Source organism: Psychroflexus montanilacus (assembly GCF_020164535.1).
GTDB classification, from domain to species: Bacteria; Bacteroidota; Bacteroidia; order Flavobacteriales; family Flavobacteriaceae; genus Psychroflexus; species Psychroflexus montanilacus.
Genome location: NZ_JAIQZC010000001.1, coordinates 1,135,783 through 1,162,719 on the forward strand (window position 1 = coordinate 1,135,783; position 26,937 = coordinate 1,162,719).

Annotated in this window: 18 protein-coding genes and 1 tRNA gene; 4 read left to right on the forward strand and 15 right to left on the reverse strand. The window is 37.0% G+C overall.

All coding sequences use genetic code 11. The annotated features are described in order from the left end of the window. Position 1: 1 nt before the first annotated feature. Positions 2-1,534, reverse strand: a complete 1,533-nt coding sequence (locus LB454_RS05355) for an LruC domain-containing protein (protein WP_224463589.1) — start codon at positions 1,532-1,534, stop codon at positions 2-4. A 181-nt stretch (positions 1,535-1,715) separates the two neighbouring features. Next, positions 1,716-3,242, reverse strand: a complete 1,527-nt coding sequence (locus LB454_RS05360) for a DUF4458 domain-containing protein (RefSeq protein ID WP_224463590.1) — start codon at positions 3,240-3,242, stop codon at positions 1,716-1,718. A 751-nt stretch (positions 3,243-3,993) separates the two neighbouring features. On the opposite strand from LB454_RS05360, the gene LB454_RS05365 reads away from it, so the two are divergent. The 3 genes from LB454_RS05365 to LB454_RS05375 all read left to right on the forward strand — a co-directional run bounded on the left by LB454_RS05365 (position 3,994) and on the right by LB454_RS05375 (position 8,501). Next, entirely contained in the window at positions 3,994-5,124 is a 1,131-nt protein-coding gene (locus LB454_RS05365; RefSeq protein WP_224463591.1) for a serine hydrolase domain-containing protein, read from the forward strand. 217 nt (positions 5,125-5,341) lie between these two features. Then, a complete protein-coding gene (locus LB454_RS05370; protein ID WP_224463592.1) occupies positions 5,342-7,750 on the forward strand; it encodes a zinc-dependent metalloprotease in 2,409 nt (802 codons plus the stop codon). Between the two features lie 343 nt (positions 7,751-8,093). Continuing rightward, on the forward strand, positions 8,094-8,501 hold the full coding sequence (locus LB454_RS05375) for a fasciclin domain-containing protein (RefSeq protein ID WP_224463593.1): 408 nt from the start codon (positions 8,094-8,096) through the stop codon (positions 8,499-8,501). 156 nt (positions 8,502-8,657) lie between these two features. Here the strand turns inward: LB454_RS05375 and LB454_RS05380 are convergent. From LB454_RS05380 to LB454_RS05405, 6 genes are all read right to left on the reverse strand, one after another. After that, positions 8,658-8,730, reverse strand: a tRNA-Met gene (locus LB454_RS05380). A gap of 192 nt (positions 8,731-8,922) precedes the next feature. Next, positions 8,923-9,105 carry a CPXCG motif-containing cysteine-rich protein gene (locus LB454_RS05385; protein ID WP_224463594.1) on the reverse strand — a complete coding sequence of 61 codons (183 nt, stop codon included), beginning with the start codon at positions 9,103-9,105 and terminating at the stop codon, positions 8,923-8,925. Next, complete coding sequence (locus LB454_RS05390) at positions 9,105-10,436, reverse strand: TolC family protein (RefSeq protein ID WP_224463595.1); 1,332 nt, start codon at positions 10,434-10,436, stop codon at positions 9,105-9,107. Before LB454_RS05390 ends, LB454_RS05385 begins: the two co-directional genes overlap by 1 nt. Then, positions 10,426-13,632, reverse strand: a complete 3,207-nt coding sequence (locus LB454_RS05395; protein WP_224463596.1) for an efflux RND transporter permease subunit — start codon at positions 13,630-13,632, stop codon at positions 10,426-10,428. The genes LB454_RS05390 and LB454_RS05395 overlap by 11 nt, the downstream gene beginning before the upstream one ends. A 10-nt stretch (positions 13,633-13,642) precedes the next feature. After that, a complete protein-coding gene (locus tag LB454_RS05400) occupies positions 13,643-14,761 on the reverse strand; it encodes an efflux RND transporter periplasmic adaptor subunit (RefSeq protein WP_224463597.1) in 1,119 nt (372 codons plus the stop codon). Positions 14,762-14,806: 45 nt separating this feature from the next. Then, positions 14,807-16,717 (reverse strand): ABC-F family ATP-binding cassette domain-containing protein, encoded by a 1,911-nt coding sequence (locus LB454_RS05405; protein ID WP_224463598.1) that lies wholly within the window; start codon positions 16,715-16,717, stop codon positions 14,807-14,809. Positions 16,718-16,780: 63 nt separating this feature from the next. Here LB454_RS05405 and LB454_RS05410 point away from each other — a divergent pair, with 63 nt between their 5' ends. After that, the gene (locus LB454_RS05410; RefSeq protein WP_224463599.1) at positions 16,781-17,173 is read left to right on the forward strand and encodes a DUF983 domain-containing protein; all 393 of its coding nucleotides are present in this window, start codon (positions 16,781-16,783) and stop codon (positions 17,171-17,173) included. On the opposite strand, the gene LB454_RS05415 is transcribed toward LB454_RS05410, so the two are convergent. From LB454_RS05415 to topA, 7 genes are all read right to left on the reverse strand, one after another. After that, a complete protein-coding gene (locus LB454_RS05415) occupies positions 17,148-18,191 on the reverse strand; it encodes an NAD(P)/FAD-dependent oxidoreductase (RefSeq protein WP_224463600.1) in 1,044 nt (347 codons plus the stop codon). The two genes, LB454_RS05410 and LB454_RS05415, sit on opposite strands and share 26 nt — an antisense overlap. A gap of 129 nt (positions 18,192-18,320) precedes the next feature. Continuing rightward, positions 18,321-19,340 carry a type IX secretion system ring subunit PorN/GldN gene (porN, locus tag LB454_RS05420; RefSeq protein WP_322962832.1) on the reverse strand — a complete coding sequence of 340 codons (1,020 nt, stop codon included), beginning with the start codon at positions 19,338-19,340 and terminating at the stop codon, positions 18,321-18,323. 12 nt (positions 19,341-19,352) lie between these two features. Continuing rightward, positions 19,353-20,918 carry a type IX secretion system motor protein PorM/GldM gene (gene porM / locus LB454_RS05425; protein WP_224463602.1) on the reverse strand — a complete coding sequence of 522 codons (1,566 nt, stop codon included), beginning with the start codon at positions 20,916-20,918 and terminating at the stop codon, positions 19,353-19,355. A 26-nt stretch (positions 20,919-20,944) separates the two neighbouring features. Then, the gene (porL, locus tag LB454_RS05430; RefSeq protein WP_224463603.1) at positions 20,945-21,589 is read right to left on the reverse strand and encodes a type IX secretion system motor protein PorL/GldL; all 645 of its coding nucleotides are present in this window, start codon (positions 21,587-21,589) and stop codon (positions 20,945-20,947) included. Between the two features lie 33 nt (positions 21,590-21,622). After that, positions 21,623-22,978 carry a T9SS ring complex lipoprotein PorK/GldK gene (gene porK / locus LB454_RS05435; protein ID WP_224463604.1) on the reverse strand — a complete coding sequence of 452 codons (1,356 nt, stop codon included), beginning with the start codon at positions 22,976-22,978 and terminating at the stop codon, positions 21,623-21,625. Positions 22,979-23,053: 75 nt separating this feature from the next. Then, positions 23,054-24,208 (reverse strand): formimidoylglutamase, encoded by a 1,155-nt coding sequence (locus tag LB454_RS05440; RefSeq protein WP_224463605.1) that lies wholly within the window; start codon positions 24,206-24,208, stop codon positions 23,054-23,056. Positions 24,209-24,223: 15 nt separating this feature from the next. Then, the gene (gene topA / locus LB454_RS05445) at positions 24,224-26,800 is read right to left on the reverse strand and encodes a type I DNA topoisomerase (RefSeq protein WP_224463606.1); all 2,577 of its coding nucleotides are present in this window, start codon (positions 26,798-26,800) and stop codon (positions 24,224-24,226) included. Between the last annotated feature and the right edge of the window lie 137 nt (positions 26,801-26,937).

Genomic DNA, 26,937 nt, shown 5'->3' on the forward strand with positions numbered 1-26,937 from the left:
CTTAAGGGCAATTCACATATAAACTCTGTGTATTTCCTGTAGGGGTAAAATTAGTTTCGAAATTAGGTCCATAAACAGTCCTAATGTCAACTCGGTCTACTACCCATTCCCAGTCCTTAGGAGTAATCAAACCATTTTTCATCTCCTGTCCATCTTTTATAAAAGTTGAAGGTGTGAACATATTGCCCATCGCAAGATCAAACACACCATCATTACCATTAACACCAAGATTCGCATCGAAAGGATTTAAAAGGAAGTAAGTGAAATCTGAAGCATTTGAAACATCTACAGTTACCGTTTTTAAAATCCCATTGCCTGTAACATCGTTACACCTGGCGTTTACAAAACCACTGTTAGAACCAAATGCAGCCTGTCTTGTGTTTTGATAGACGACAATCTCAGTATCCCCTGTTGAAGTATCCACACTAGCGGCATCTCCTGAAACCACATAACCAGTACCTGGCAACCAAAGTTTGAAGGCGAGTTCTGACCCTGCACTTCTGGCAAGTGGCTCAAATACAAAATTTAATTCCCCTGTATTAATATCTGTAAATGATGTAGTTTGTACAATCAGGTCATTGTAATCTGCATCATTTTCGTCGTCATCACCTCTAAGAGCTTCCCAAGCAATGTTATAAGTGTTACTAAAAACATCAAAATCTCCATCACAATTCTCGTTGAGGTGTAAGTATCCATCTTCAGCATTGATTTCATCAACTCTGTCTAGTGGCATTGTTCCTTCGAAGAGTACACCATTCACATAAAGCTCAATGAAATAAGACTGATCTTCTGTTGGAATACTTGGGTCGTAAGGGAATTTTAAGCAAAGTAGCTCATTTTCTTCAGTTTCACTGTCAAAATCACCGTCAGCCGAACCACTCCAGATCAAGTCTGCTTCAGAAGTAGAATCTTCATTTGGATAAATAAAGGCCTCCAGAGAAGCAACAGCATGTCCTGAATCTGGCTCACAGAAATTAGTAAATACGCATAGGTTTTTAACTTCTTTGATACTCACATCCCAGAATATGAAACCAAATTGTGGAGGAGTAAATTCTTCAATACAAAGCACTTCGATATCGTACTCGATTTTTCTATAATTTTCCACAGTGACTTCAAAAGGCAAAGATTGGCTTACGAATGCTCCAAATTCACTATCTGAAGTTGGTGTTGCGTAAAGCGGGTTATCGTCCCCATCATAAAGCTGAACGCTAGTCACTTCGTAAGAGCCTGGATCTAACTCGATAAGATCAGTTTTAAAACTATCCCCCCAGGCCTGAAGGTTAATGGTATAAGTTTCTCCAGCCATTTCAATAATAGCATAAGAGGCTAAAGCCATATCACAGGATTCAGCATCATTTTTACCACTTTTAGAATTGTCGGATTTGTTATTACTCACCCTGTCTCCGTTTAAAATGAATTCGACGCCACCTTGTTCCTCTCCGGATACAGAGTCATCTTCTTGCTGACAAGAGTACATAAATACTAAGGCCAGGCAGGCTATTAGTAAATTGAATGTTTTTAATAAATTTTTCATGTTTGTAATATTTTATTTAATCTGTTCGATTGAACAGATTGTTTAGTGTTATGTTATCTGTAAATCCATAAGTAATATTTATACTTTATGAAAAAACTAAATCTCAATCTATGGGAGTTCCAAGTTTAAATTAAATGAGAAGGCTACTTTTCAGAAGCCTTCTCATTGTTAAATCTAACTATTAAGGGCAATTCACATATAAACTCTGGGTATTTCCTGTAGGCGTGAAATTGGTTTGGAAATTATTTCCGTAAACAGTTCTAATGTCTACACCGTCTACAACCCATTCCCAATTTGAAGGCGTGATTAATCCATTTTCCAATTCTACACCATCTTTAATAAAAGTGGACGGAGCGAAAAGATTTCCGATGGTTAAATCATAATTTGGACCACCGTTCACATTTAAGTTAGCATCAAAAGGATTAAGCAGATAGTACACGAAACTAGAAGGAGCACTTTCTACTGTAACTGTTTTCACATCACCTGCGCCAGAAGTGCCACTACATGTAGTGTTTACAAAATTTCCACTTGGAGAAAATGCCTGACTTGTGTTTGGGTAAACTTCTATCATTGTGTTTCCAGATATTTCCTGAATATCTGTATAGTCACCAGAAATGACATATCCAGTTCCAGGCAACCAGAATTTGAAAGCATGGCTGTAGCCACCACCTCTGGCAACTGGCTCAAATCTAAAGTTTAAGTTACCTGTATTGATATCTGTAAACGTAGTTGTTTTTACTATAAGGTCGTTGTAATCACAATCATTTTCAGACTCATTGTCATCAAGATCTTCCCACGCAATATTGAAGGAGTTACTAAAGATGTCAAAATCTCCATCACAATTCTCGTTGAGGTGTAAGTATCCATCTTCAGCATTGATTTCATCAACTCTGTCTAATGGCATTGTTCCTTCGAAGAGTACACCATTCACATAAAGTTCAATAAAGTAAGACTGATCTTCTGTTGGAATACTTGGATCGTAAGGGAATTTTAAGCAAAGTAGCTCATTTTCTTCAGTTTCACTGTCAAAATCACCGTCAGCCGAACCACTCCAGATCAAGTCTGCTTCAGAAGTAGAATCTTCATTTGGATAAATAAAGGCCTCCAGAGAAGCAACAGCATGTCCTGAATCTGGCTCACAGAAATTAGTAAATACACATAGGTTTTTAACTTCTTTGATACTCACATCCCAGAATATGAAACCAAATTGTGGAGGAGTAAATTCTTCAATACAAAGCACTTCGATATCGTACTCGATTTTTCTATAATTTTCCACAGTGACTTCAAAAGGCAAAGATTGACTTACGAATGCTCCAAATTCACTATCTGAAGTTGGTGTTGCGTAAAGCGGGTTATCGTCCCCGTCATAAAGCTGGAAACTAGTTACCTGATAAGTTCCCGGATCAAGCTCTATAAGATCTGTTTTATAGCTATCACCCCAAGTTTTTAAATCTATGGTGTAGTCCATACCTCCAAGCTCTAAGATTGCATATGAAGCGAAAGCCATATCGCAGGCCTCTGCATCTTTTGCTGTATCTCCAGATTTGGAGTCAGATTTAACGTCGTCTACTCTGTGGCCTGATAATAAAAATTCAACGCCACTTGCTTCTTCAGAGGCTCTCTCGCTCTCTTCATCTTGGCAAGAATACATAAATACTAAGGCCAGGCAGGCTATTAGCAAATTAAATGTTTTTAATAAATTTTTCATGTTTTTAGTGTTTTAAGTGTGTTTTGGATTTTAAATAATAGGTCTCAAGACTCATAATTTTACCGGTGATCTAATGCTTGGTTTCATAATTATTTTGATTAATTTTTATGATAAAATTATGATTCAATACTTCCTTACACTAATTTTTTAACAAAAAACCAGCTTTTAAAAAGTTATCCACAATTTCTTAAAATGCTGTTTATTAGGACAATACTGACATCACTTAAATTTACTTACATTTTTTTTCATTAATGTTGCTTGTATTTTAGTTAATAAAAACACAAATAAATTGCTATCACTTATTCAATAATGATATTTTAAGCATAATTCCACCAGTTCATTATTTGAAAGAATTGAAAATGAAGCATTTAATACATAAATAACTATAGAATAATTTTTAATTGAAGAGATGCAAAACCAGGAGTTGAATTCGCCCAATCTTATCAGCCGCAATTCAAAGCTTAATACCAGATTCTAATTTAAAAATCCAACAAATAATGGAGACATGTGAATAGGCATTGTAAGTCTTATCCCCAGTTGTTTAAATAATCAAAAAACAAAATTTCCCTCATCTGGAACTTGTTTGAAATAAAAAATTAATTTTATAAAGGCTAAGTATTTTGGCAAATGCGATAAACTACAAAATCCGAAAAAATGAGGTGTAGAAAACCTTTAACCAGCAAGAGAAGAACAAATTGCAATAGCCTCAAATCCCTAAGTTTTGGTTGATTTATTCAAAATAAAAGAGAAGATGAAGTATTTTTTACTCATTTTATTGATTGTGATTTCAACGCTTAATTTTGAAAAATCTTTTGCACAGATGGAAGGTGACGATGAAGCTATTTTAAAAATCATTCAGAAACATGGCCGAGCCTTTATTAAAAACAAAAATATCACTTCTGCATCCATTGGCATTTTGAAGGACGGCTACATTTATACTGAACATTTTGGAGAGATTGAAAAAGGTAAAGGCTTAACACCTACAGATGAGTCAATTTATGAAATAGGCTCTGTTACTAAAACTCTGACCGGATATTTGGCTGCAAAAGCTGTGCTGGAAAATAAATTGGGCCTTGATGATGAGCTTTCTGTTTACCTTAAAGATGATTACCCCAACTTAAAATATAAAGGCAAACCCATCACCGTAAAACATTTGCTGAGCCATACGAGTGGTTTACCAATGTTCCTGCCAGCCAAAATGGAGGAAGTGTTCCAACAATTCAACGAAAAGGTTCCTCAGGATTATTACGAATTGGAAAAATCCTACACCAAGCAAACATTCCTTGAAGATTTAAAACAAGTTTCTATAACCACAAAGCCAGGATCTGTCTACTCGTACTCCAATGTAGGAGCAGAATTGGTTGGGTACATTTTGGAAAGCATATATCAAACAACAATTGATGAACTGCTGTATGAGAATTTTTCAAACCCCTACGGCATGGACTCTTCTTTTACTGAATCTTACGAAGCAAACATGCAAACGTTAGTAAGGGGATACTGGATGGATAACGAAAAATTATCTCCACCTCAACTCAATTCCCTCTGGGCAACAGGAAGCGGTGCGAAAATGACAATCATGGACATGATGCACTACATAGATTTATACTTAAACCCAGAAAATACAATAGCCGCTGAGTCTCATAGAGTATTACACGAAGAGGGAAAAACTCTGAAAGTAGCTTATTTCTGGAGAGTCCGGAATGATAAGTATGGAACCTCTTATAATCACCACGGTGGTACTACTGGAACTCAAAACTGGTTATTTATTTATCCTAAATTAAAGTTAGGCTTATCTATAATGACAAATCAAAGCGGCCCCAAAACTCCAAACTTGCTTAGTAAAACAGCAAAAAAAATAATTAAAAAAATAGTTAGAGAATAACGACATGGGAAATGATAGCCCTTAAACCTGAAACAAAAAAATCAATTAATGACTTATGTTTATAACTTATCATTTAGCAATTTACTGACATTTATAGTCATTACACGAATTCGATTTATTTCTATCTAGGCCACTTTTTCAATCTTGTGTACTATTACTTATCTCATTTTGTATGTAAATCTTATATTCGATATAATTATTTTTTAACATTCACAGCATGAAAGCACTTATTGCCATCTCCATTTTATTGTTCGCTTCATCACTACAGGGGCAAGACTTCGAGACTTTAAAAGACAAAGACAACCTGACTAAACAAGAAGGTTTCTTTGATTTCTGGTATTCGCAAAAAGAGGATAAAATTTATTTAAAGGTCAATCAACTCGATCAGGAATTCATATATGTACATTCCTTAACCAGTGGTTTAGGTTCCAATGACATTGGTTTGGATCGAGGACAGCTAGGTGGTACAGCCATAGTAAAATTTCAGCGTGCGGGACATAAGTTGCTGTTAGTTCAGCCCAATCAAGATTATAGAGCAAATACTGATAATGAGCTGGAAAAAAGAAGCGTTGAGCAGGCTTTTGCAAAATCCGTATTGCATGGTTTCAAAATTGAAGAAGAAAAGGACGGATCATTTCTTATCGACTTTACTCTTTTTTTGATGCAGGATGCGCACGGGGTTTCCAAACGTTTGAAACAACAAAAACAAGGTAGCTATAAACTGGACCAAAGCAAAAGTGCTCTGGCGATGCAACGTACCAAAGCCTTTCCAAAAAACACAGAATTTGAAGCCCTCCTCACTTTCTCTGGTGATGCTGAAGGCAGGAACGTTTATTCGGTTGCCCCTGATGCTTCCAACCTGACTGTGACGCAGCATCACAGCTTTGTGCAGTTACCAGATGAGGGCTACGAGCCTCGCCTATTTGACCCCCAGAGCGGGTCGATATCTATTTCCTATCAGGATTATGCCACACCCATTTATGAACCGTTGACTAAGCGCTACAGCATTCGTCATCGTTTAGAGAAAAAGAATCCCGAGGCTAAAGTTAGCGAAGCTAAAGAACCCATCGTTTATTATCTCGATCCAGGTACGCCAGAACCTGTTAAATCTGCTTTGCTTGAGGGTGCCAAATGGTGGGACCAGGCTTTTGAGGGCATTGGATATAAGAATGCTTTTCAAGTAAAAGTGCTTCCTGCCGATGCAGATCCTATGGATTTACGTTACAATATGATCCAATGGGTTCACCGGTCTACGCGAGGCTGGAGTTATGGCGCCAGCGTAGTAGATCCGCGTACAGGTGAAATTCTGAAAGGCCATGTTAGTTTAGGCAGCCTAAGGATTCGTCAGGACTTTATGATTGCTCAGGCTTTGATGAATCGCCCTTTTGAAACATCTGATGAGAATTACGAGCCAATGCTGGAGATGGCCTTGGCTAGAATACGTCAGTTGTCTGCTCATGAGGTGGGACACACCCTCGGTTTTGCTCATAATTTTGCTGCGAGTGCTAATGCAGATGCCAGCGTGATGGATTATCCACATCCCAACCTAAAACTTGAAGATAATCAAATAGACTTTTCTGAAGCTTATGACACCAGTATTGGAGAGTGGGACAAATTAACCGTGGCTTATAGCTATGGAGATCCTAACACCAATCAAACGGAAAAGCAATATTTAGATTCCATTTTGAAAAGTGCCCGAAATAAAGGCTTACAATTCATTAGCGATACCGATGCAAGAGCTAAGGGAGGAGCACATGCTTATGCCCACTTGTGGGATAACGGCAAGGAGGCTTCCAAAGAATTAAACAGAGTATTGGAACTCCGCAAAATGGCTATAGCTAATTTTTCTGAAGACAACATCAAAACAGGTGAAGCCTATTCTGTTCTGGAAGATGTATTTGTGCCTTTGTATTTTTACCATCGCTATCAAACTGAAGCCACTTCAAAATTAATTGGCGGTTTGGATTACAACTACGCGACCAAAGGTGATGATTTAAAAATTGTGGAAAGCATTTCAAAATCTGATCAAAAAAAGGCACTTAAGGCCATACTAAAGACCCTGGATGCAGAAACTCTGGCTGTTCCTGAACGTATTTTGGATTTATTCCCACCACGTGCATTTGGGCATTCCAGAAGCAGGGAGTCTTTCAAAAGCAACACCGGTATCAGTTTTGATGCTTTAGGCGCCGCTGCTACAGCCAGTGATATGACTTTAGGTTTATTACTTCACCCTGATCGGGCTAACCGACTGATTCAGCAGAAAGCTTTAGACTCTTCAAATTTAGGCTTGGAAGAGGTGTTGGAGGAGTTGATCAAAAGCACCTTCGGCAAAGCAAACAAGTCGGATTACAAAATGGAAGTACAGAACAGTATCAGCTTCAACGTCTTGAAACACATGATGAATCTTTCTGCCAGCAATAATAGTATCCCTCAAACCAAAGCCATTGTAAATTCAACTTTAAGAGATTTAAAAAAAGATTTTAGTAAGATCGATTCAGATATCTCAGATGAACTGCTTTATAGAATTGAAAAATTCATGAAGAAACCCGAAAAATTTGAAGTTATTCCATCTCCCAAGATCCCAGACGGAAGTCCTATTGGAAGCTTTGAATGTCTGAATGAGTGATCTTTAGGAATTTAACCTTTAAAATACGATAGCAAATGATTAATTAAGATGTCAAAATCAGTAAATACTAAATTTAGCTAAATCATGTATGATAAAACTCTTTTAATTTTTAGGTAAAATAAAATCGAAACCCAAATCTATTTGAAAGTAGTGAAAGTTCAATCCAATTTAAATCGTAAACAATGATCAAACTTATCCTGTAAGTTGTATGTTATGTTTTAAAATAAATGAACTCGAAGTATACCGAATCTTTCTATTTTTAATTAACGTTTTACTATCATAAACACAACCATCTCTAGGTGGATTAAGCTGTAACATTACACATAATCTAAAAACAAAAGATATGAATATTGTAGAGACAGCCGTAAATCACGGATCATTCAACACATTGGTTACAGCTGTAAAAGCTGCTGAATTAGTAGATACTTTAAGCGGAAAAGGCCCCTTTACAGTATTTGCTCCACTAGACGATGCATTCGCTGCATTGCCAGAAGGAACTGTAGAGACTTTGGTAAAACCAGAAAATAAAGAAAAACTGCAAGGCATTCTTACTTACCATGTTATTGTTGGTAAAGTTATGTCAAGCGACCTTACAGATGGAATGAAAGCGAAGACAGTCAACGGTGAAGAGGTGACTATTCATCTTAAAGACGGCAAAGTACTTGTAAACGGAGCTGAAGTAGTTCTAGCTGATGTTGAAACGGACAATGGAGTTGTTCACGCCATCAACAAAGTGATCATGCCTTCTTAAGTAAAGAAAAAACTTGAAAATTAAAACCTGCTTCTGCAGGTTTTTTTTATACTTGAAAGTCTTAGGTTCAACTTTAATATTAAATAGGTAAACCAATCTTCAAATACAATTTTTTAAACAAAAAAAGCCTCACATTGCTGTGAAGCTTTCTCGTAGTAGCGGGGACTGGACTCGAACCAGTGACCTTCGGGTTATGAGCCCGACGAGCTACCTGCTGCTCTACCCCGCGATATATATTTTTAATATGTTTTAGAACTTTCTTATTCTTAACTCTCGAACCTGTGTCCGCCTTAGGCGGATAGGAGCCTAAGAGCTACTCCCTATACTTCGGGACTCTACCCCGCGATATAAGTTTTACTTTCTCGTTATCGGACTGCAAATATAAGTCGAATTATCAATTCCACAAAACAAAATTTGAATTTTATTGCTCAATATCTTCAGCACGGAATTCTTGAAGTTCTTCGTCTTCAAAACGAACTGTCACTTGAATGGGATTACAGCAGACTTCGCAATCCTCTATGTAAGTCTGCTGCCTCACTGAAGGATCTAACAACATGCTGATGTCTTCCCAGCAATATGGACATTGGAAGTGATGCTCAAACATTAAAAGTCAATGTTTAAAAGTTGACCAGTAAGCTGTAACAATTGAAGTTCTGCAATTTTCGCATCGTATTTTGCTAAGTTTTTACTGGTTTGAGCGTTTATAAGATTAATTTGAGCCTGCCTAAATTCAATAGAAGTAATCTGCCCTATATTGAATTGTTCTTTTGAACGATCAAAATTATTTTGATTGGTAATCACATTTTGCTCCTGTAACTCATAAATGTACAGGCGATTCTTGTAATTATTGAAAGCATTGGATATATCTCTCTTTACCTGAAACTTGATTTGGTCTTTTAGGACCTCCTGAGTTTTGTAACCTACCTTTGCATTTTGAACTCTTACTGCAGTCTGTCCACCATCAAATAAATTCCAGGACAAACTCACCCCCGCAGAAACACCTTCTGTAGTCTGAACAGAACCAGGAAAGAAAGGGGACTCTGGACTTATATTTCTATTCCAGCCATAAGAGCCAAACAAATCAATTTGAGGGAAATAACCGGCTCTGCTGATTTTGATATCATAATCACTTATGGTTAGATTCCTTTCAATTTTTAAAACCGATACATTATTTTCTTCCGCTTCTTCTATGTATTCAGAAATAAGTAATTCTGGAATGAATTTCACCAAGGTATCTACTTTGAATTCAGATTCAAATTCTGTATTTAAAATCAGCATTAAATCTCGTCGGGTATTTTCTAGATTTTGTCTTTCATCAATAAGATTAATACTATCGTTGGCGGCATCTACTTCCGCGTTAAGCGCTACAAGCTTGGAACTTTGACCAAATTCAAACTGATAATTGGAGCGCTTCACCCTATCGTTGGATATTTCCATAGTTTGCTCAAGGATTTGAACATTTTCGTATAGTCGAGCGACTTCATAATACACCGTAAACATTTGGATAAGGGTATTTTCAATAGTCTCCCTCACCTCAAGTTCTGAAAGATTGTATTGTTCTTTTAAGCTTTTGTAGTTATATAAACGTCCAAGACCATCAAAAACTGTGTAATTCAAATCCAGACTCGCTCTGTAGCTTTGGGTTTCCAGGTCATTTTGATCCAATGGTTCTCGACCTTCAATTTCTGCTAAACGATCCTGCAAACTAAAGTCATATCCGAAATTTGAAGATAAAGTTGGTAAATATCCGGAATTTAAGATCCCTTGATTATTATCAGCAATTTCCAGGTCATTTTCAGATACTTCAATATCAAAATTCTTTTTCAGTACCAGATCAATAGCCTCACTTTTATTTAACAATGTGTCTTTTCGAGTCTCCTGCGCAAACATGAATGTACTGCACAAAACAAAAAAGATCACTAGTTTATTCCTCATTCTCATGTGCTTTTTCTTCTTGTTGTTCTTTATAAGCTCTTTCTAAAGTGACTCTGTCGGCTACTTCGCCTTTTGGAATCCATTTGACACCTAGCTTGATGTAATTGCTTATGGATAAGAAAATAGGCAGTAGTATAAGCGTAAGTACAGTGGCAATTCCAATACCATAAGCAATGGAAATGGCCATAGGTTTTAAAAACTGAGCCTGACGACTTTTTTCGAAAATCAAAGGCGCCAAACCAGCGATAGTGGTTAATGATGTGAGGAAAATAGCTCTAAATCTTGATTTTCCAGCATTAAAGATAGCTTCATCAAAAGAAAGTCCATCTCGAATATTATTATTAAATCGACCAATAAGCACCAAGCCGTCATTCACCATAATACCAATAAGAGCAATAATTCCTAAAGCAGACAAAACATTAATTGGAAATCCATGAATATAATGTCCCCAGGCAACGCCTATAATACTGAAGGGAACCAAAAGCAGAAGAATAAGCGGTTGACTGTAGCTTCTAAAGGTGAAGGCTATTGTAGCGTAAATCAAAAATAAGACGATGGGTAATACGCCTTTAGCTGAATTTGTTAGCTTACCGGCTTCCCGATTTTGTCCTTCGTAAGACACAGAAAGCGACTGGTATTTATTCAACAGGTCTGGCATAATATTGGTTCTAATATCTCCAAGAATTTCAGTTGAGCTCCCGTTGGGATCCTCCATATCTGCAGTCACCTGAATTTCCCTCAATCCATCTAAATGGCTTATTGACTCAGTTCCTCGTATAATTTCATAAGTAGCGATTTCAGAAAAAGGCACTCTATTTCCTGAAGGTGTCGTTAAGCGCATATCTTCAAGATTGGAGATGGAAGATCTGTTTTCCAGATCATACCTTACCCAAACTCGAATTTCGTCTTGCCCTCTTTGAAAACGCTGTGCAGATGCTCCAAAAAATCCATTTCTTACCTGACGCATAACTTCAGATAAATCTAGACCTAAAGCAAAAGCATTGTCTTTTAAGGTGATGTCTATTTCCTTGATGCCTTCCGGATCGGTATCAGTAACATCTTTGAGTAGTGGATTATCTTCCATTTCCTTCTTCAGGTCTTCTTTTGCAGCCTGCAATTCCTGAATGTTATTTCCAAGCAGAGACACTGAAACTGGCGAACCACCAAAATTTCCCCCAGAACCAAAAGTTAGATTTTCCACGCCCAGGACAGTTCCCGCTTCATCCCTTATGGCATTGGTTATTTCTGGGGATGAAAAATCACGCTCCTCACCTGGCAGTAGGTTTACCTGTAAGGAAGCTTTATTATTTCCAGGGCCTACACGTTTTATGATATTTTCTACAACCTGTTTATTTCCAGACTGGCGCTTTGTAAAATCTTCATTAACTCTCCAGGCTGCTTTTTCGATGTAAGAAATAATAGAATCTGTTTTAGCAGGATTCACACCTTCAGCCATAAGCAAATCTATAGAAACTCTGTCACTTGCTATACTGGGAAACAAAGTAATCCTTACAATGTTACCACCTATCGCCCCTATGGTAATAATGAATAAAGCCACGATAATGGCCAAGGAAAAGATTTGATTTTTGAGTGAAAATCTGAGTATAGGGGCATAGAACCTGTCTCTCAGGTACCTCATGATTTTATCCCCAACCTTATTGACAGATCTTAGCTTTCCAAAGGCTCTGCTGAAGAAATTCTTTTTTTCATTTTTAATATCTGCATCTTTTACCAAGGCTTTAGAATGTGCTATATGAGCGGGGAGAATAATAAAAGCTTCAACCAGAGAAACCACTAAAGTTAAAATCACAACTGTTGACACTTCACTAAAAAACTCTCCAATCCTACTTTCCAAAAACAGGAAGGTCACAAAAGCTAAAACGGTAGTAATGATGGCAGAAATGACGGGGGGCAATACCTCCATGGTTCCATCTATGGCAGCTTGAATTGGCTTCTTACCACGCTCATAGTGCTGATAAATATTTTCTGAAATTACAATGCCGTCATCCACAAGAATACCAATGACAATGATCATCCCAAAAAGAGAAAGAACATTAATTGTCACGTTAAAGAGTCCTGCAAAAACAAACATACCTAAAAAGGCAACTGGTAGACCAAACGATACCCAAAAAGCCAGACGCGTATTCAGAAACAAAGACAGAAAGAAGAGTACTAATAGAATTCCAACAGCTCCGTTTTCTAGCAATAATTGTGTTCTTTGCTTAAGGGTTATCGAATTATCGCTGACCACATCTAGATGAACGTTGTTGTTCTTATCATTGAAGTCTTCGACATATGCATTCACTTGATCTGCTGTGGAAATCAGGTCTTCAGAATTGGTGTTGCTTATCGCTATGTTAACAGAGACGTTTCCATTGAAAAAAGATACATTAGCAGTATCTTCAAATTGATCTTTTACCTCTGCAATGTCTGAAAGCATTACAATATTACCTAAAGAATCAGATCGCACAACAATATCATTTAAGGCATCTGCGTAATAGTTTCTTTTATTGGCCCTAATCAAATAATCTTCTGCTGAAGTTTTTATTGTACCGCCAGTAGTCAAAATATTGTTTTGAGCAACTTTATCCGCTACTTCCTGAAATGTAAGATTGTAGGCTAAAAGCTGGTTTTCTGAAAGTGAAATTTCAATTTCTTCATTTGGAAATCCTGTAATTTCTATTTGTGAGATTCCATCCAGTCGTCTCAAATCAGATTCAATTTGATAACTAATGTCTTTCAGTGTTTTCAAGGAAATATCATCACCGGATATCGCAAAATCTATAGTTTGCCGCACATTTTCCTGCTTGGCAACCACAAGAGGTTCCATACCAACTGGAAAAGTAGGCACCCTGTCTACAGCGTTTTTTACCTCAGTAAGCATGACGTCTATATCTTCATCTTGCTCTATCTCAACAGTGATAGATCCGCCACTTTCTCTGGCAACAGAAGTCACCCGGTCTATACCTTCCAGCCCTTTCAAGTTATCCTCAATTTTGAGTATAATCCCTTCCTCAATTTCTTCGGGCGCGGAGCCAGGGTAATTCACACTTATCTGAATGATTTTGGAGTCTACAAGCGGAAAAAAGGAGGATTTCAAACTTAAAGCGCCAGCAATACCAAATATGATAAATGCGAAAATGACCACATTTACGGCGACGTCATATTTTATAAAATAGGAAATGAGTTTTCTCACGGTCTAATACTTACAAAGATTCTTCTTTTTCTACTGAAACTTTCATTCCTGAATAGGCTCCTGGTACAACACCAGATAAAATTTGGGTTCCGTCTGGAATCCCTTGCACAATAACTTGTTCCTTGTCATAATGCACTGGAGTAATCTCTATCAACCTTAGCAAACCATCTTCCACAGCATACACTTGAGTCTTATTGATCACAAGTTCACGCGGAATCTGAATAGAATTTTCAATTTCATTTGCATTAATCAAAGCTTCAAGATACATCCCTTCTCTGGCTTCTTCATTTTTAAATTGGATGAACACCTGTACACTTTGAGAACTTTGATCGATCTGTGCGTTGATGCGAGTAATTTCACCTTCAAAGGTTTTGCTATTATTGAGTGATTTCATTTCAACTTCATTGCCTACATCAATGTATTGAATGTAATCTTGCTTCAAAGCAATCATCAATTCATAAACAGACGGATCTACAAATTCACCAAGTTTTTGACCTGGCCGAACCAGAGTCCCTTCATTCACCAAAGCTTCGGTTAGAATACCATCGAAAGGGGCTCTCAAATTGAACTTAACCAAACGTTCTTCCAGATTCTTAAGGGCGTAATAATCTGATAAAATGTCTCTGCCTGTAATGAAATAACGCTCTTTGTTATTTTCAAATTCAGGTAACTCAGGAGTTGATGAATTCATGCTAAATTCATCCAGATATGTTTTCCATTTTGGATAAATTTCAGGATAATCCAGCCTTAAATCTGGCATAATGGACGACAACGAGCTATATAAAGCGCTTTTGACTCCCTGTACATTTGCTGCAAATTCTCTATCGTTGATTTGTAGTAGCAACTCACCTTTCCTAAAAGACTGACCTGGCCTAAAACTTTTTGAACTCTTCATAAAAACACCTTCCACCTCAGCAAAAATTTCGAATTTATTGAGCGCCCTCACTGTTCCATTGGTAGTTAATCTAACTGGATTAGTCGTGTTTTCTACTTTGTAAACGATGACAGGTTTTTCAGACTTCACATTCTCAGGCTTGTCCTTCACGTTGCTATCTATGATAAACTTTGCGACGAAAATCGCTAGGACAATTAAGAGTACTCCTAGTACGGCTAAAATTATTTTTCTCATGATGACTTTAAGACCAAGATTAAGGTAAAAGGTTTAAGGCGAATTCTATAATTCTTCGATTTTTAACTGAAGGTCTTCCCAAGATTTCATCAAGGCCTCCAGCTTGCTTTTCTTTGCATTGTAGTTTTCAAAAAAGTTCTCTTTTTTGATGGTGTCCTCGTAGTTAAGTTCAAGTTGCTGATCAATAGCTTTGATCTCTTTTTCCAATTTGGAAATATCAGCCTCCACTCCACTCAATTTATTCTGAAGTGATTTATGCTTCTTCTGAAATTCATAATCGTTTTTAGAGGAGGACTCTGCTTTAGCTTCTTTCTGTTTTTTGTCTTTTTTCTCCACTTCCCTCATAGATTCCAGCTCTCTATACTTAAGGTAATCGTTGATACCCCCGAGAAATTCTTTTACCGTATTATTTCTAAACTCGTACACAGAATCTGCCAGACCCTGCAAGAAATCTCTATCGTGAGAAACCAAAATCAATGTTCCTTCAAAATTATTCAAAGCTGCTTTCAAAACGTTTTTGGATTGAATATCCAAATGGTTGGTAGGTTCATCCATAATCAACACATTGAAGGGCGATAAAGACATTTTGGCAAGCGCCAACCGATTTCTCTCCCCACCAGATAGTACCTTCACATATTTAGTGACATCATCTCCTCTAAACAAAAATGAACCTAAAATATCTCTCACTCGACTTCTATTACTTTCATTGGCAGCATCTATCATGGTATCCAATACCGTTTTATTACCGTCCAGATATTCGGCTTGGTTTTGAGCAAAATACCCAATCTCCACATTATGACCGAGCTTGATATGTCCCCCATGCTCAAGTTCACCGACAATGATTTTAGCCAAAGTAGATTTCCCCTGGCCATTCTGTCCTACGAAAGCAATTTTGGAATTGCGTTCTATCAAAAAATCCACATTTTTAAACACAGTATCCTCTCCAAAAGATTTTGATAAGTCTTCAGCTTCAATAACCACTTTACCAGGATTTTTAGAACTGGTAAATTTTACATTCATCACCTGATTATCTTCTTCGTCGACTTCAATAACTTCTGTCTTTTCAAGCTTTTTAATAAGCGATTGTGCCATGGAAGCTTTGTTAGCTTTGGCTCTAAACTTGCTGATGAGTTTCTCAGTCTGTTCGATTTCTTTCTGCTGATTTTTTTGAGCAGCCAATTGTTGTTCACGTAATTCTTGCCTTAAAACTTTAAATTTTGAATACGGCTTGTTGTAATCGTAAATTTGACCAAGCGACAACTCAATAGTTCTATTGGTCACGTTGTCCAAAAACATTTTGTCGTGAGATACAATCACGACGCATCCAGCAAAGTTCTGAAGAAACCCTTCCAGCCATAAAATACTTTCTATATCCAAATGGTTGGTTGGCTCATCGAGCAGAAGTATATCATTGCTTTGAAGAAGTAATTTTGCGAGTTCAATACGCATTCTCCACCCACCAGAAAAAGTGTCGGTTTGCTTATCAAAGTCTGAAGTAGTAAACCCAAGACCTTTCAACACCTTCTCGGTATCGCCCTGATAATTGTAACCACCAAGAATTTCATATTGCTGCTGATAATCATTAAGATCAATCATCAATTGATTATAGCCTTCACTTTCATAATCGGTGCGTTCCACCAATTGTTGATTAATATATTCCAATTTAGCTTCTATACTTTTAATGGCTTCAAAAGCTTGATAAGCTTCTTCCAAAACCGTTCTGCCTTCTTCAAAATCGATATCCTGCTTCAGAAAACCAATATTTATCTCTTTATCTCTGGCAATCTGCCCTTGATCTAAAGGCATTTCACCAGAAATAATCTTAAGCATAGTAGACTTTCCAGCACCATTTTTTCCAATGAGACCTACTCTATTTCCGGCACTCAGCTTAAAACTGATCTCCTTAAAAAGATACTCTCCGCCAAAAGAAATAGAAAGGTTATGAATGTGTAGCATATGTTACCTATAATTTCTGCAAATATTAGTATTTTTGTATTGTAAAGCTAAACTTTATTCAAAATGCTGAAAGGAACCAAATTATATAGCATATTCACTGGAAAATGCCCTGTATGTCACGAAGGAAAGATGTACGTGGAATCCAATCCTTACAAGCTGAATAAAATTTATGAAATGCATGAAAGATGTTCTGTTTGCAATACGAAGTACAAGATTGAACCTTCCTTCTTTTACGGCGCAATGTATATAAGTTACGGCATTGGTGTTGCCTTTGCCGTTGCTGCATTTATCACCTCATATTTCTTTATTGGACTAGAAGTAGTTCCGTCATTTATATCCATAATCGTGGTACTTGTCTTACTTGGACCGATAATCATGAGGTTAGCCAGAAATATTTGGATAAATATGTTTCTATCCTATGATGAAGATGCTAAGCATAAAACTTCAAAAACCTAGAAAGACTAATTTCTTTATCCATTTCTTTATTTTCAAAAATAAAGTCTATCAATTGTTTGGATAAGTGAGGTGCTGCCATAACTCCTCGACTTCCAAATCCATTTAAAATGAACAAATTTTTGTGTTCAGGATGCTGCCCTACAATCGGCTTCCGATCTCTCACAGTTGGCCTTACTCCCGCCACCTGATCTACAATTTCAAAATCGCAGTCTATCATTTCTGATAGTTTGCTTTCCAAATCCATACGCGCTTCTTGGGATGGTTTATCGTTAAGACCTTCCCTGGAATAAGTCGCTCCATACTTATAGAGATCATTTCCCAAGGGAATAATGAAATTTCTCGACTTTAAGATAGTTGAATTGGCATTCAGTCGTTCAGATTTAAAAATCAGATACTCCCCTTTATTACCGTAAATAGGAAGCCAGTTGAAAAACGGATTCTCTGCAACTCCAAAGCCTTCACAAAACACAACAGACTTATATTCCACCCCGAGATATTCAACATTAGTTCTGTTGAAACTGAGACGCTCATATCTAAAGGTGTTAGAAAAAAACTGAGAAGACTCAGAGTATCTTAATTTTTCATTTTGAAGTAAATTCTTGAGATGGAGCAAATGGGATTGCAATACTTCACCAGATTTAAAATTTGTTTGAACCTGAGCATCTAGACTTTGAATTTTTGAATTCAAAAAAGGCTCTAACCTGGGCTGGTCTGAGGCAACAATCCAGTTGTTTTGATCTTCAATAGATGAAAACAATTTATAGACAGTAATAGCTTCAAAGTACGTTGAATTTTGATTAAACTGACTATAGAACTGAATAGCTTCAGGCATTAGTTTTTCAGCATTCCAGGCTAAATTGTAGCGTTTTAAAGCTACGGGATTTAACACACCTCCCGCAACTTTGGACGATTGCTGACTTTCATCCGATATAATGTCAAAAGTTTTAGACTTAAGTTCAAGCCGCTTTGCAAGCGTTAAACCAGCAATTCCAAATCCAACTATCAAAACATCTTTCATCCTTCCTTTTAGTTTTAATTTATGTGAGGCTAATCTATGTGATTAACACCACTCAGCCTTTTTTTATAAAATAAAAAACCCTTACGAAAAGTGTAAGGGCTAATTTAAGATTTTAAACTTGAGCAGGAATTAGTAATTCCACATATCTAGTTCAAAATTTCTAATCTCTTCTTTGATTCTATTAGACTCCAAAAGCTGAAGTAAAGCATTGTCTTGTATATATTCTGCCACTTCCCTGTCTTCGTACACATTTTGAGTTTTGTAGATTACCGCATCAAAGCGTCTGGAATTCAGAAGATGGTCAAAGCTAAATGGCATAGAGCTGTTCTGATTGTTGAGCACTTTTGCTTTATGCAAAACCTGTCTGGCATCTGGAAACCACACCCAAAAGTAAGGTACAATCTGAGGATCTCCAGAGAAACTTTGGTTCTGACTTTGGATATCATATCCAGCAGGAGCAATTCCAAGAAGTCTGTATCTCATTTCACCTTGAAGTTTATCAAAGTACCACATACCTTTAATGTGATATTCTAAAATATCTCTACTGGTTATTTCAGTTGGAATCAAATAAGGTTCCATCTGGTCAACAAGTTCCTGTGGATATAGGTCTGGGTAATCTGAAAGAGTCCCAGCCAAAGATCTATTGATAAATACTTGCACATTATCGGTTCCTGTTACCCCATATTGACCTAGAATATCTAAAGCGACATCTGGCAAGAAAACAGATTTTGTAGATCCCAATATGTCTTCATAGGATTTCTTTTTATTGAAATAACTTGTAGCATACACTTCAGTAATGGCATCTACAGAAGTTGAATCCTCAGCTCCTTTTTCTATTCCGTCCAAAAGAACTTTATACAGAGAACGTCTGTTTGCTGAAAAAGCATCATCCTGTGTAGGATATAATAACGGAAAGTTCACTTTTTGCTTTAAGTCAATCTTTTCCCAAACTACTTTGGACCATAAGATATCTCTGTCCCCGATATAACCATACTCCAATGGTTTATCATCGTCAGAATTCTTTTGATCTTCAGTCAAAACACCGACTTGTGAGGGTCTAGAGGCGTTTAGTATGTTCGATTGTGCCAGAGCAAGACTGCCGCTCAAAACAAGAACCGAACATAAAAAGACTTTAAAATTAGAATACATCATCATTAAAATTTAATTTGTTAATTGAACCAATACTGCAGGCATGTTTTTAACGTTCACGCCAGGAACATCGGCTTTAATGTCAAATATTTGGACTATATCCCCAGCTTTAGCCAAGTCTAAAAGACCCTGAGCTTTTTGATCTAGTCGGCTTCCGTTCACAACAACTGAAGGCTGTCCTGGAATACTTAATGTAAATCGTTTTACTACTGGTGTAATATCAAAATCGAAGTTTTCAAAAGTAGCACCAACCGGAGATACCTTTAATGCATTTTTAGGCATTTGAATTGCTCCTCCTTCTTGCACCTGTCCCCTTACAGTAGGTGTAGGTCTTGGTAAACTTTTAATTCTAAATGTAGATGACGAAGGAAATTTCTTTCCATCAATCTCTCCTACTACGCTTATTTTCACTTCATTACCGGTTTGAGGAACCATCATATACTGAGATCCGCTAACTTTTCTTAGACCAGGAGCGCTAGCATTTACTTTATTACCTGGTACACCTGGCATAGAGACGGTGATAGGGTTTTCAATACCCCGGTAAACCACATTCATCTTATCAGCAGATACAATCGCCTGGTTAGGTTTTGGTATCACCTGATATTTTTGAGATACTGGAACTTCTGTGTCTTCTCCATCCTGGGTAAATATAAGATTTCCTTCAATTTTGTGTTCCCCGACGTTTCCAGCAGAAACTTTAAGCTGAACTTTACCACCTTTTAGATCAAAATCTTTGCCTTCAACTAACTTTCTTCCATCAAGAGTTAAGTTAACTTTATTAGGTCTTGTAGATTCATCTGTTCGTCCTAGAACAACAGATCCGTTAAAAGTTTCGTCAGAATAAAATGCAGATTTAGGAGCTTCAAGTAATGTTGCATAATTTGAAGTATTCACCTCTGCGATAGAAGCCAATTCTCCTGCAAGCATTAGTGATAAAAGCTCATTTTCATAAACTTTTAAGTCATTTTGCATTGCAGAAACTTTAGTAATAGAGGAAACTAATGGATAACCAACAAAATGGTATTCGATGTATTTCTTCTTGACATTTTCATTATCTACAATATCTTTACCATTAAACTTTCTATTGATTGCACTTGAAATTTGCTGGTATTTAGGATTGTCTCCAAGTAATTCCATCATACCGTTATGGTATGTCTCCATTTGATTCATAAATTCTTGGCCATCTTTGGTCAAGTTACCACTAGACATCATTTTTTCGTCCAGGTAACTGGTTTTATCCATACTTTCGTAATCCTTGGGATCATCTACAGTGCCCTGAAGCTCTGCCTTTAAAGTTCCCAAATACTGAAAATAAGAATCTGTAAGTGAAGCAACAGAGGTAGCTAAAGTTTTAGCTTCCTTAAATTGTTCAGGTGATTCACTTGCTTTCTGTTCTAATCCAGCAACAGCAGCTTTGTTTTTTTCAACAAAACTTTCGTTTGCCTCTGTCAATGATTCGTTGATGAGTCCAAATGCAGTTAAGACTTCCTTGGACATATTCAGTGCCATCATCGCAATGAATACCAAGTACATCAGGTTAATCATCTTTTGCCTTGGTGTCTGTTTTCCTCCAGCCATAGTACTTTTCTTTTAAGAAATTTAAATTATGCTTTCGGTCTCATTGCACTCAACATACCGCCATAAACTCCATTAAGGGAATTAAGGTTTGCTGTTAAAGATTCCATCTGCTCTTTCAATCTACTTGCGTTATCTGCAACTGCCTGGTTAGCTTCTGCTTGCTTGGAAGCAGATTCCACCTGTACTTTATATAGATTATTTAAAGACTCCATATGCGTAGCAGCAAGCGTTAACTCCTGGCTATATTTTCTTTGAGATTCCATAGAATCTGTCGTTGGCTGAATGTTGCGGGCCGCACCTTCAAAGTTTTTGATGCTTTCACCAAGACTTTCCATAAGTTTGGAGTCAATTTTTGCTTCTTTAAGCATGTCGTCTAGCTTTTTAGAAAGCAGACCTTGCTCATCTTCTACTGTTGGTTTATTGGATTTTCCTTTAGTGGCAGGGTTTTCCTGTGCCAATTCTGGATATACTTTAGACCAGTCTAATTCATTATCAACAGGTTCAAATGCAGAAATTGCAAATACAATTGCTTCTACAACTAATCCTACAATAAGCATTGTATTACCAAATGGCCAGTGCATAATTTTAAATAATGCACCTAAGATTACAACAGCCGCTCCAAGGCCATAAACCATATTCATTGCTTTTTTACTTGATTTTGAGTTTGCCATGATTGAAAATTTGATTGTTTAGTTTTAGTTTTATTATTTTAAATTAAGGGAGTTACCTAAGAAATCCTGTACCGTTCTGAAACCTACATAGCTCCTAGCAGAATCAGCATATTCATAATCCCTGGTACTCACTTGCAGGTAATAGCTAACATCTTTCCAGGAACCACCTCTTACTACTTTTCTTTTGTTGACACTATTGTTTACGTTTGGACTCATCGAAGACATATATTCGTAAGAGGCAGGATCGTAAGAAGTATTTACCCATTCCGCTACATTGCCAGACATATTATATAGTCCAAAATCATTGGGTTCATAGGCATCTGCTTCCACAGTATAAAGGGCTTCATCTGCTGCATAATCACCTCGGAAAGGTTTGAAATTTGCTAAAAAGCAGGCTCTGTCATCTTTAGCATATGGACCACCCCAGGGGTAAGTTCCTCCTTCTATTCCTCCTCTAGCGGCATATTCCCATTCTGCTTCAGATGGTAATCTAAAGAAGTTGACATTAGCTTCTTTTTTCTGCTTCCTAAAATCATTTAAGTATTTGGTTCTCCAATTGGCAAAAGCTTTGGACTGTCCCCATGTCACTCCTACAACAGGATAATTGTCATAAGCCGTATGAGAAAAGTAATCGTTGTGCATAGGTTCGTTATAAGAATAACTAAAGTCTTTGATCCAAACAGTAGTATCTGGATAAACCATAACCTCTTCTTCTGTTATGAAACTAGTACGTTCCCCTTTTTTTCTGGCAGCAGCATCTATATCCATAGTTTTGTAGCTGTACTTAAATTGATTAACATCTAACATTCTACGGCCATTGTAAGATTGGTCATTGGATAAATAAAATTCATCCATAACATATACATAATCTTCATCTGGATATTCGGCTGGATCCCATATAATTTTTGGATCCCAATTTAAAGCCTGGTCTAAAGGATCGTAATGTTTAGAAAACTCTTCATAAGGCGATAAATCTGCATCATCGCCCTGCGAGGCATTTTTAAATGCAAACCTTTGAATACCATCATCACCACCATCACCACCAGATAGCTCGGCAGCTTCAGCAAGTTTTTGTCTTACTACAGAATCTCTAACTCTATGGACAAACTGTCTGTATTCAGAGTTAGTGATTTCAGTCTCATCCATATAAAATGAAGGAACAGTCACCGTTTTGGGAGGAGCATTTTGAACACCTGCAAGATCATCATCAGATTTTCCCATGATAAAGGAACCTCCTTTTACTAAGACCATTCCATAGGGTTTTTCAGGATACCATTTCTTTCCTTCCACTCCTACAAGCTGGCCTTTATCGCTTTTACCACAACTCATCACCAAAAAGGCGAGCATTGCGATATAAAAACCTTTAGAAGATGTAAAATAAAGTTTCATAATTAAGTGATTAAATTCAAATCTTGTGTATAAATAAACAATTTTTTTCTTAACAATAATTAAAATAAATTCAAATTAGAGGCTGTTTTTATATTTTGCTTTGAACCAGCGATCTGGTATGATCGATGATGTAGCATCTATGTAATCCTGTTTATCACATGCTAATAACGAAGGTTTATGAGCATTATTATTTTCATTTGGAATTTTGATCCACCATCTTTGAGAAATCTCACTCTTAAAAAAAATTAAGATTTCATCCTCAATAGGAACACTGTATTTTGTAAATGTTGAGCTTTGCTCGCTTACCTTCTCATTCAATCGAAGACTAAAACCTTCCATAAAGTACCAAAGCATTTGTGAAACCAGCTGAGTCAGGCTTTCAGAGGCTTTCATAGCTTGCAATTCATAAATTCCAAAAGAGCTCAACTTGTCACTCATTCCTGCATATCTTGATAACTTACATAAATCAAATGTACTGAATCCGTTAATATTTTTATGACTTGCATCCGCAATTTCTGAAGATTTAACACAATAAATATCAATACTAAATAAATCTGTGTCTCTCAAAACCGGCTCAGCCCTTGTGAAATCATGCTTTAGCTCACCAAGCCTAACTGCTTCAAAGAAAAGCTTATCCATCAAATCTATCTCTTCTTGAGGTGACAAATAGGTTTGATAACCAAGATTACAGTAATTGAACAGATTGTAAGGCTCATCAATAATCATTTTACCAACATAAGATTGACCATCCATAGGCATGTCTGAGTTACCTAAATCAAATTTATGATCTGCTGTTGATAAATTTACCATATACTTTATCCCGTCGAAGGCTCTATATTGATAAAATGTCAAGTCTTGACTACCTCCTAAAATCAAAGGAATAACAGATTTCCTGTAAAGCTGAGAAAGAATATTCTTGAATACATAAGCCGTATCCGAAAACTCATCCCCCATCACAACATCCCCCAAATCCAGTATCTTCAACTTCCAATTCCCCACATACATATTGTATAACTCAGCTCTTATTTCGTCGTAGAAGAAATCGGACTTATCTATGTAATTGCTATTTCGGGAATCCTTTACGCAAATAATAGCTAGTTCTACATTTTCAAAATCGATTTCTTCTTCACCATCATAAAAACTTACGAAATTCGATAAGGTTTGGTTTGAAAAAGAATGAATGGTATCCTGTAATTCAGGTTTAACAGGTGCTAGAAATTCAAATGCCATTAATTAGAATTAGAGTTATTTCGATGATTTAGATTTGGTACTGGTTGATTTTTTAGTTGTTGCCTTTTTGGTTTTTGATGCTGTTTTCTTTTTAACTGGTGTTTTCTTTGTTTTTGTCGCAGTTTTCTTCTTGGCCGGCTTTTTCTTTTTGGTATTTTTTTCCAAAATAGCCTCAGCCTCATCCAGCGCCATACCTTCTGCGTCTGTTGTCTTAGGAAGCTCTACTTTCGTTTTTCCCTTAGATAGTTTATAACGACCCCATCTTGCTTTTTCCAATTTGATGCCTTGCTCCTCCCAGTGGTGGATCAATTTATCTTTTTCCTTCTGAATTTTATCCTCGATCAATTCGACGATATCATCCTCACTTAAATTATCGAAGTCGTATTTCTTGTTCACATTAATAAACATTCCATCCCACTTCAAGTACGGACCAAAACGACCGACTCCCTTTTGAACGCCTTTGTCCTTATAATAATATATAGGCTCTTCTGCCTTTTCCTTTGCTTTAATCAATTCGACAGCCCGGTCTAAAGTCACATCCAAAGGATCTTCGTCTTTATCTAATGAAACAAACTTTTTACCAAAACGAACATAAGGTCCATATCGACCTATGTTTGCTTCAACGTCCTCACCCTTATATTCACCCAACTCTTTCGGAAGCTTGAACAAGTCCATCGCCTCTTCGTAGGTCACAGAGTTTAACGTCTGACTTGGTTTTAAACTGGCAAATCTTGGCTTCTCATCATCTTCTACAGACCCAATCTGTACCATGGGTCCAAATTTACCTAACCTGGCACTTACAGGCTTACCTGTTTCTGGGTCTTTACCTAAGACTCTCTCACCAACTTCCCTATCGGCATTAGCAGCAACATCCAGCACATTGGGATGAAAATGAATGTAGAAATCTTTCATCACTTTGGTCCACTTGGCATTTCCTTCAGCAACCTCATCAAAATCCTGCTCAAGCTTCGCCGTAAAATTGTAGTCCAGAATCCCTTTAAAATGCTTCACCAAAAAGTCATTTACAACCATTCCAACATCAGTCGGAACCAGTTTCCCCTTATCACTTCCTACTTTTTCTGAAAGCGTTTCCGTTTTAATGTCATTATTTTTGAAGGTATACTGAATGTATTTTCGTTCAGTTCCATCTACATTTCCTTTTTCTATGTATTTCCTATTCTGAATGGTAGAAATTGTTGGTGCATACGTAGATGGTCTTCCTATCCCCAGTTCTTCTAGTTTCTTTACTAAAGATGCTTCAGTATAACGCGAAGGTGGTCTCGTGTAACGCTCTGTCGCCTGGATGTATTTGTTTAACAGCGACTCTCCTACTTTCATTGCCGGAAGTAGACCGCTTTGCTCTTCATCCTCCTCGTCTTTTCCTTCCAGATATACCTTTAGAAAACCATCAAATTTCACAACTTCTCCGTTGGCTGAAAATTCACGTTCATCTTTATCTGAAGAAATTCTGACATTGGTTCTTTCTAAAGCTGCATCACTCATTTGTGAAGCAATGCCACGTTTCCAAATCAACTCATAAAGTCTTTGCTGGTCACGTTCAGCATCAATTTGATGCACTGCAAAATTGGTGGGTCTTATCGCTTCGTGAGCTTCCTGAGCCCCTTTGGATTTTCCTTTATAGTTTCTGGCTTTATGATACTTATCTCCGTAAGCACTTTTGATTTCATCTTCGGCACTTTGCTTAGCCTGTTTTGATAGATTCACACTATCTGTTCTCATATAAGTAATATGTCCAGCTTCATAAAGACGCTGTGCCATATTCATGGTCTTGCTTACAGAGAAATACAATTTCCTGGCAGCTTCCTGCTGCAACGTAGAGGTTGTAAACGGCGGAGCTGGAGATTTTTTAGCTGGTTTTTTGGTGAGATCACTTACTTCAAAACTAGCCTGTTTCTGCGCTTCTAAAAAAGCTTCGGCTTCTTTTTTGGATTCTAAATTTTTAGGCAGTTTAGCTTTAAAACTAGATCCTTCTTCAGTTTTAAATTCAGCATCAACTCTATAAAAGACTTCAGGATTGAAATCTAAGATTTCGCGTTCACGTTCTACAATAAGTCTTACAGATACAGACTGAACTCTACCTGCAGATAATCCACCTTTCACTTTTCTCCATAAGATAGGAGAGAGTTCATAACCTACCAGACGGTCCAAGACTCGTCTTGCTTTTTGAGCGTTGACTAAGTTGTAGTCAATCTCTCTTGGGCTTTCTATGGCATTTTTGATGGCAGATTCTGTAATTTCAGAAAAAACAATTCGTCTGGTTTTTTCTTTATCTAGCTTGAGCTCATCGGCAAGATGCCAGGCAATAGCTTCTCCTTCTCTATCCTCATCACTGGCCAGCCAGACAACTTCAGAATCTTTTGCCATCTTGGTAAGCTTTCTTACTACATCTTTTTTATCACTATTGACTACATATTTGGGTTTAAAGTCATTATCGACGTCTACCCCAAGTTCTTTTGAAGGCAAATCAGCTATGTGGCCAAAACTGGAAGCCACCTTATACTCTTTACCTAAAAATTTTTCTATAGTCTTAGCTTTGGCAGGAGACTCAACAATTACTAGATTTTTTGCCATTGGTTGTTATTTATATTGCAAAAGTATACGATTTTTTGGATTTGGATTTAATAACGTCTCTAAAGTAACTTTTTAGCACTCGCGCTGCCGAACTTGTTTTCGATTTAAAATGAATTTCAAAAATGAATAAAATGACA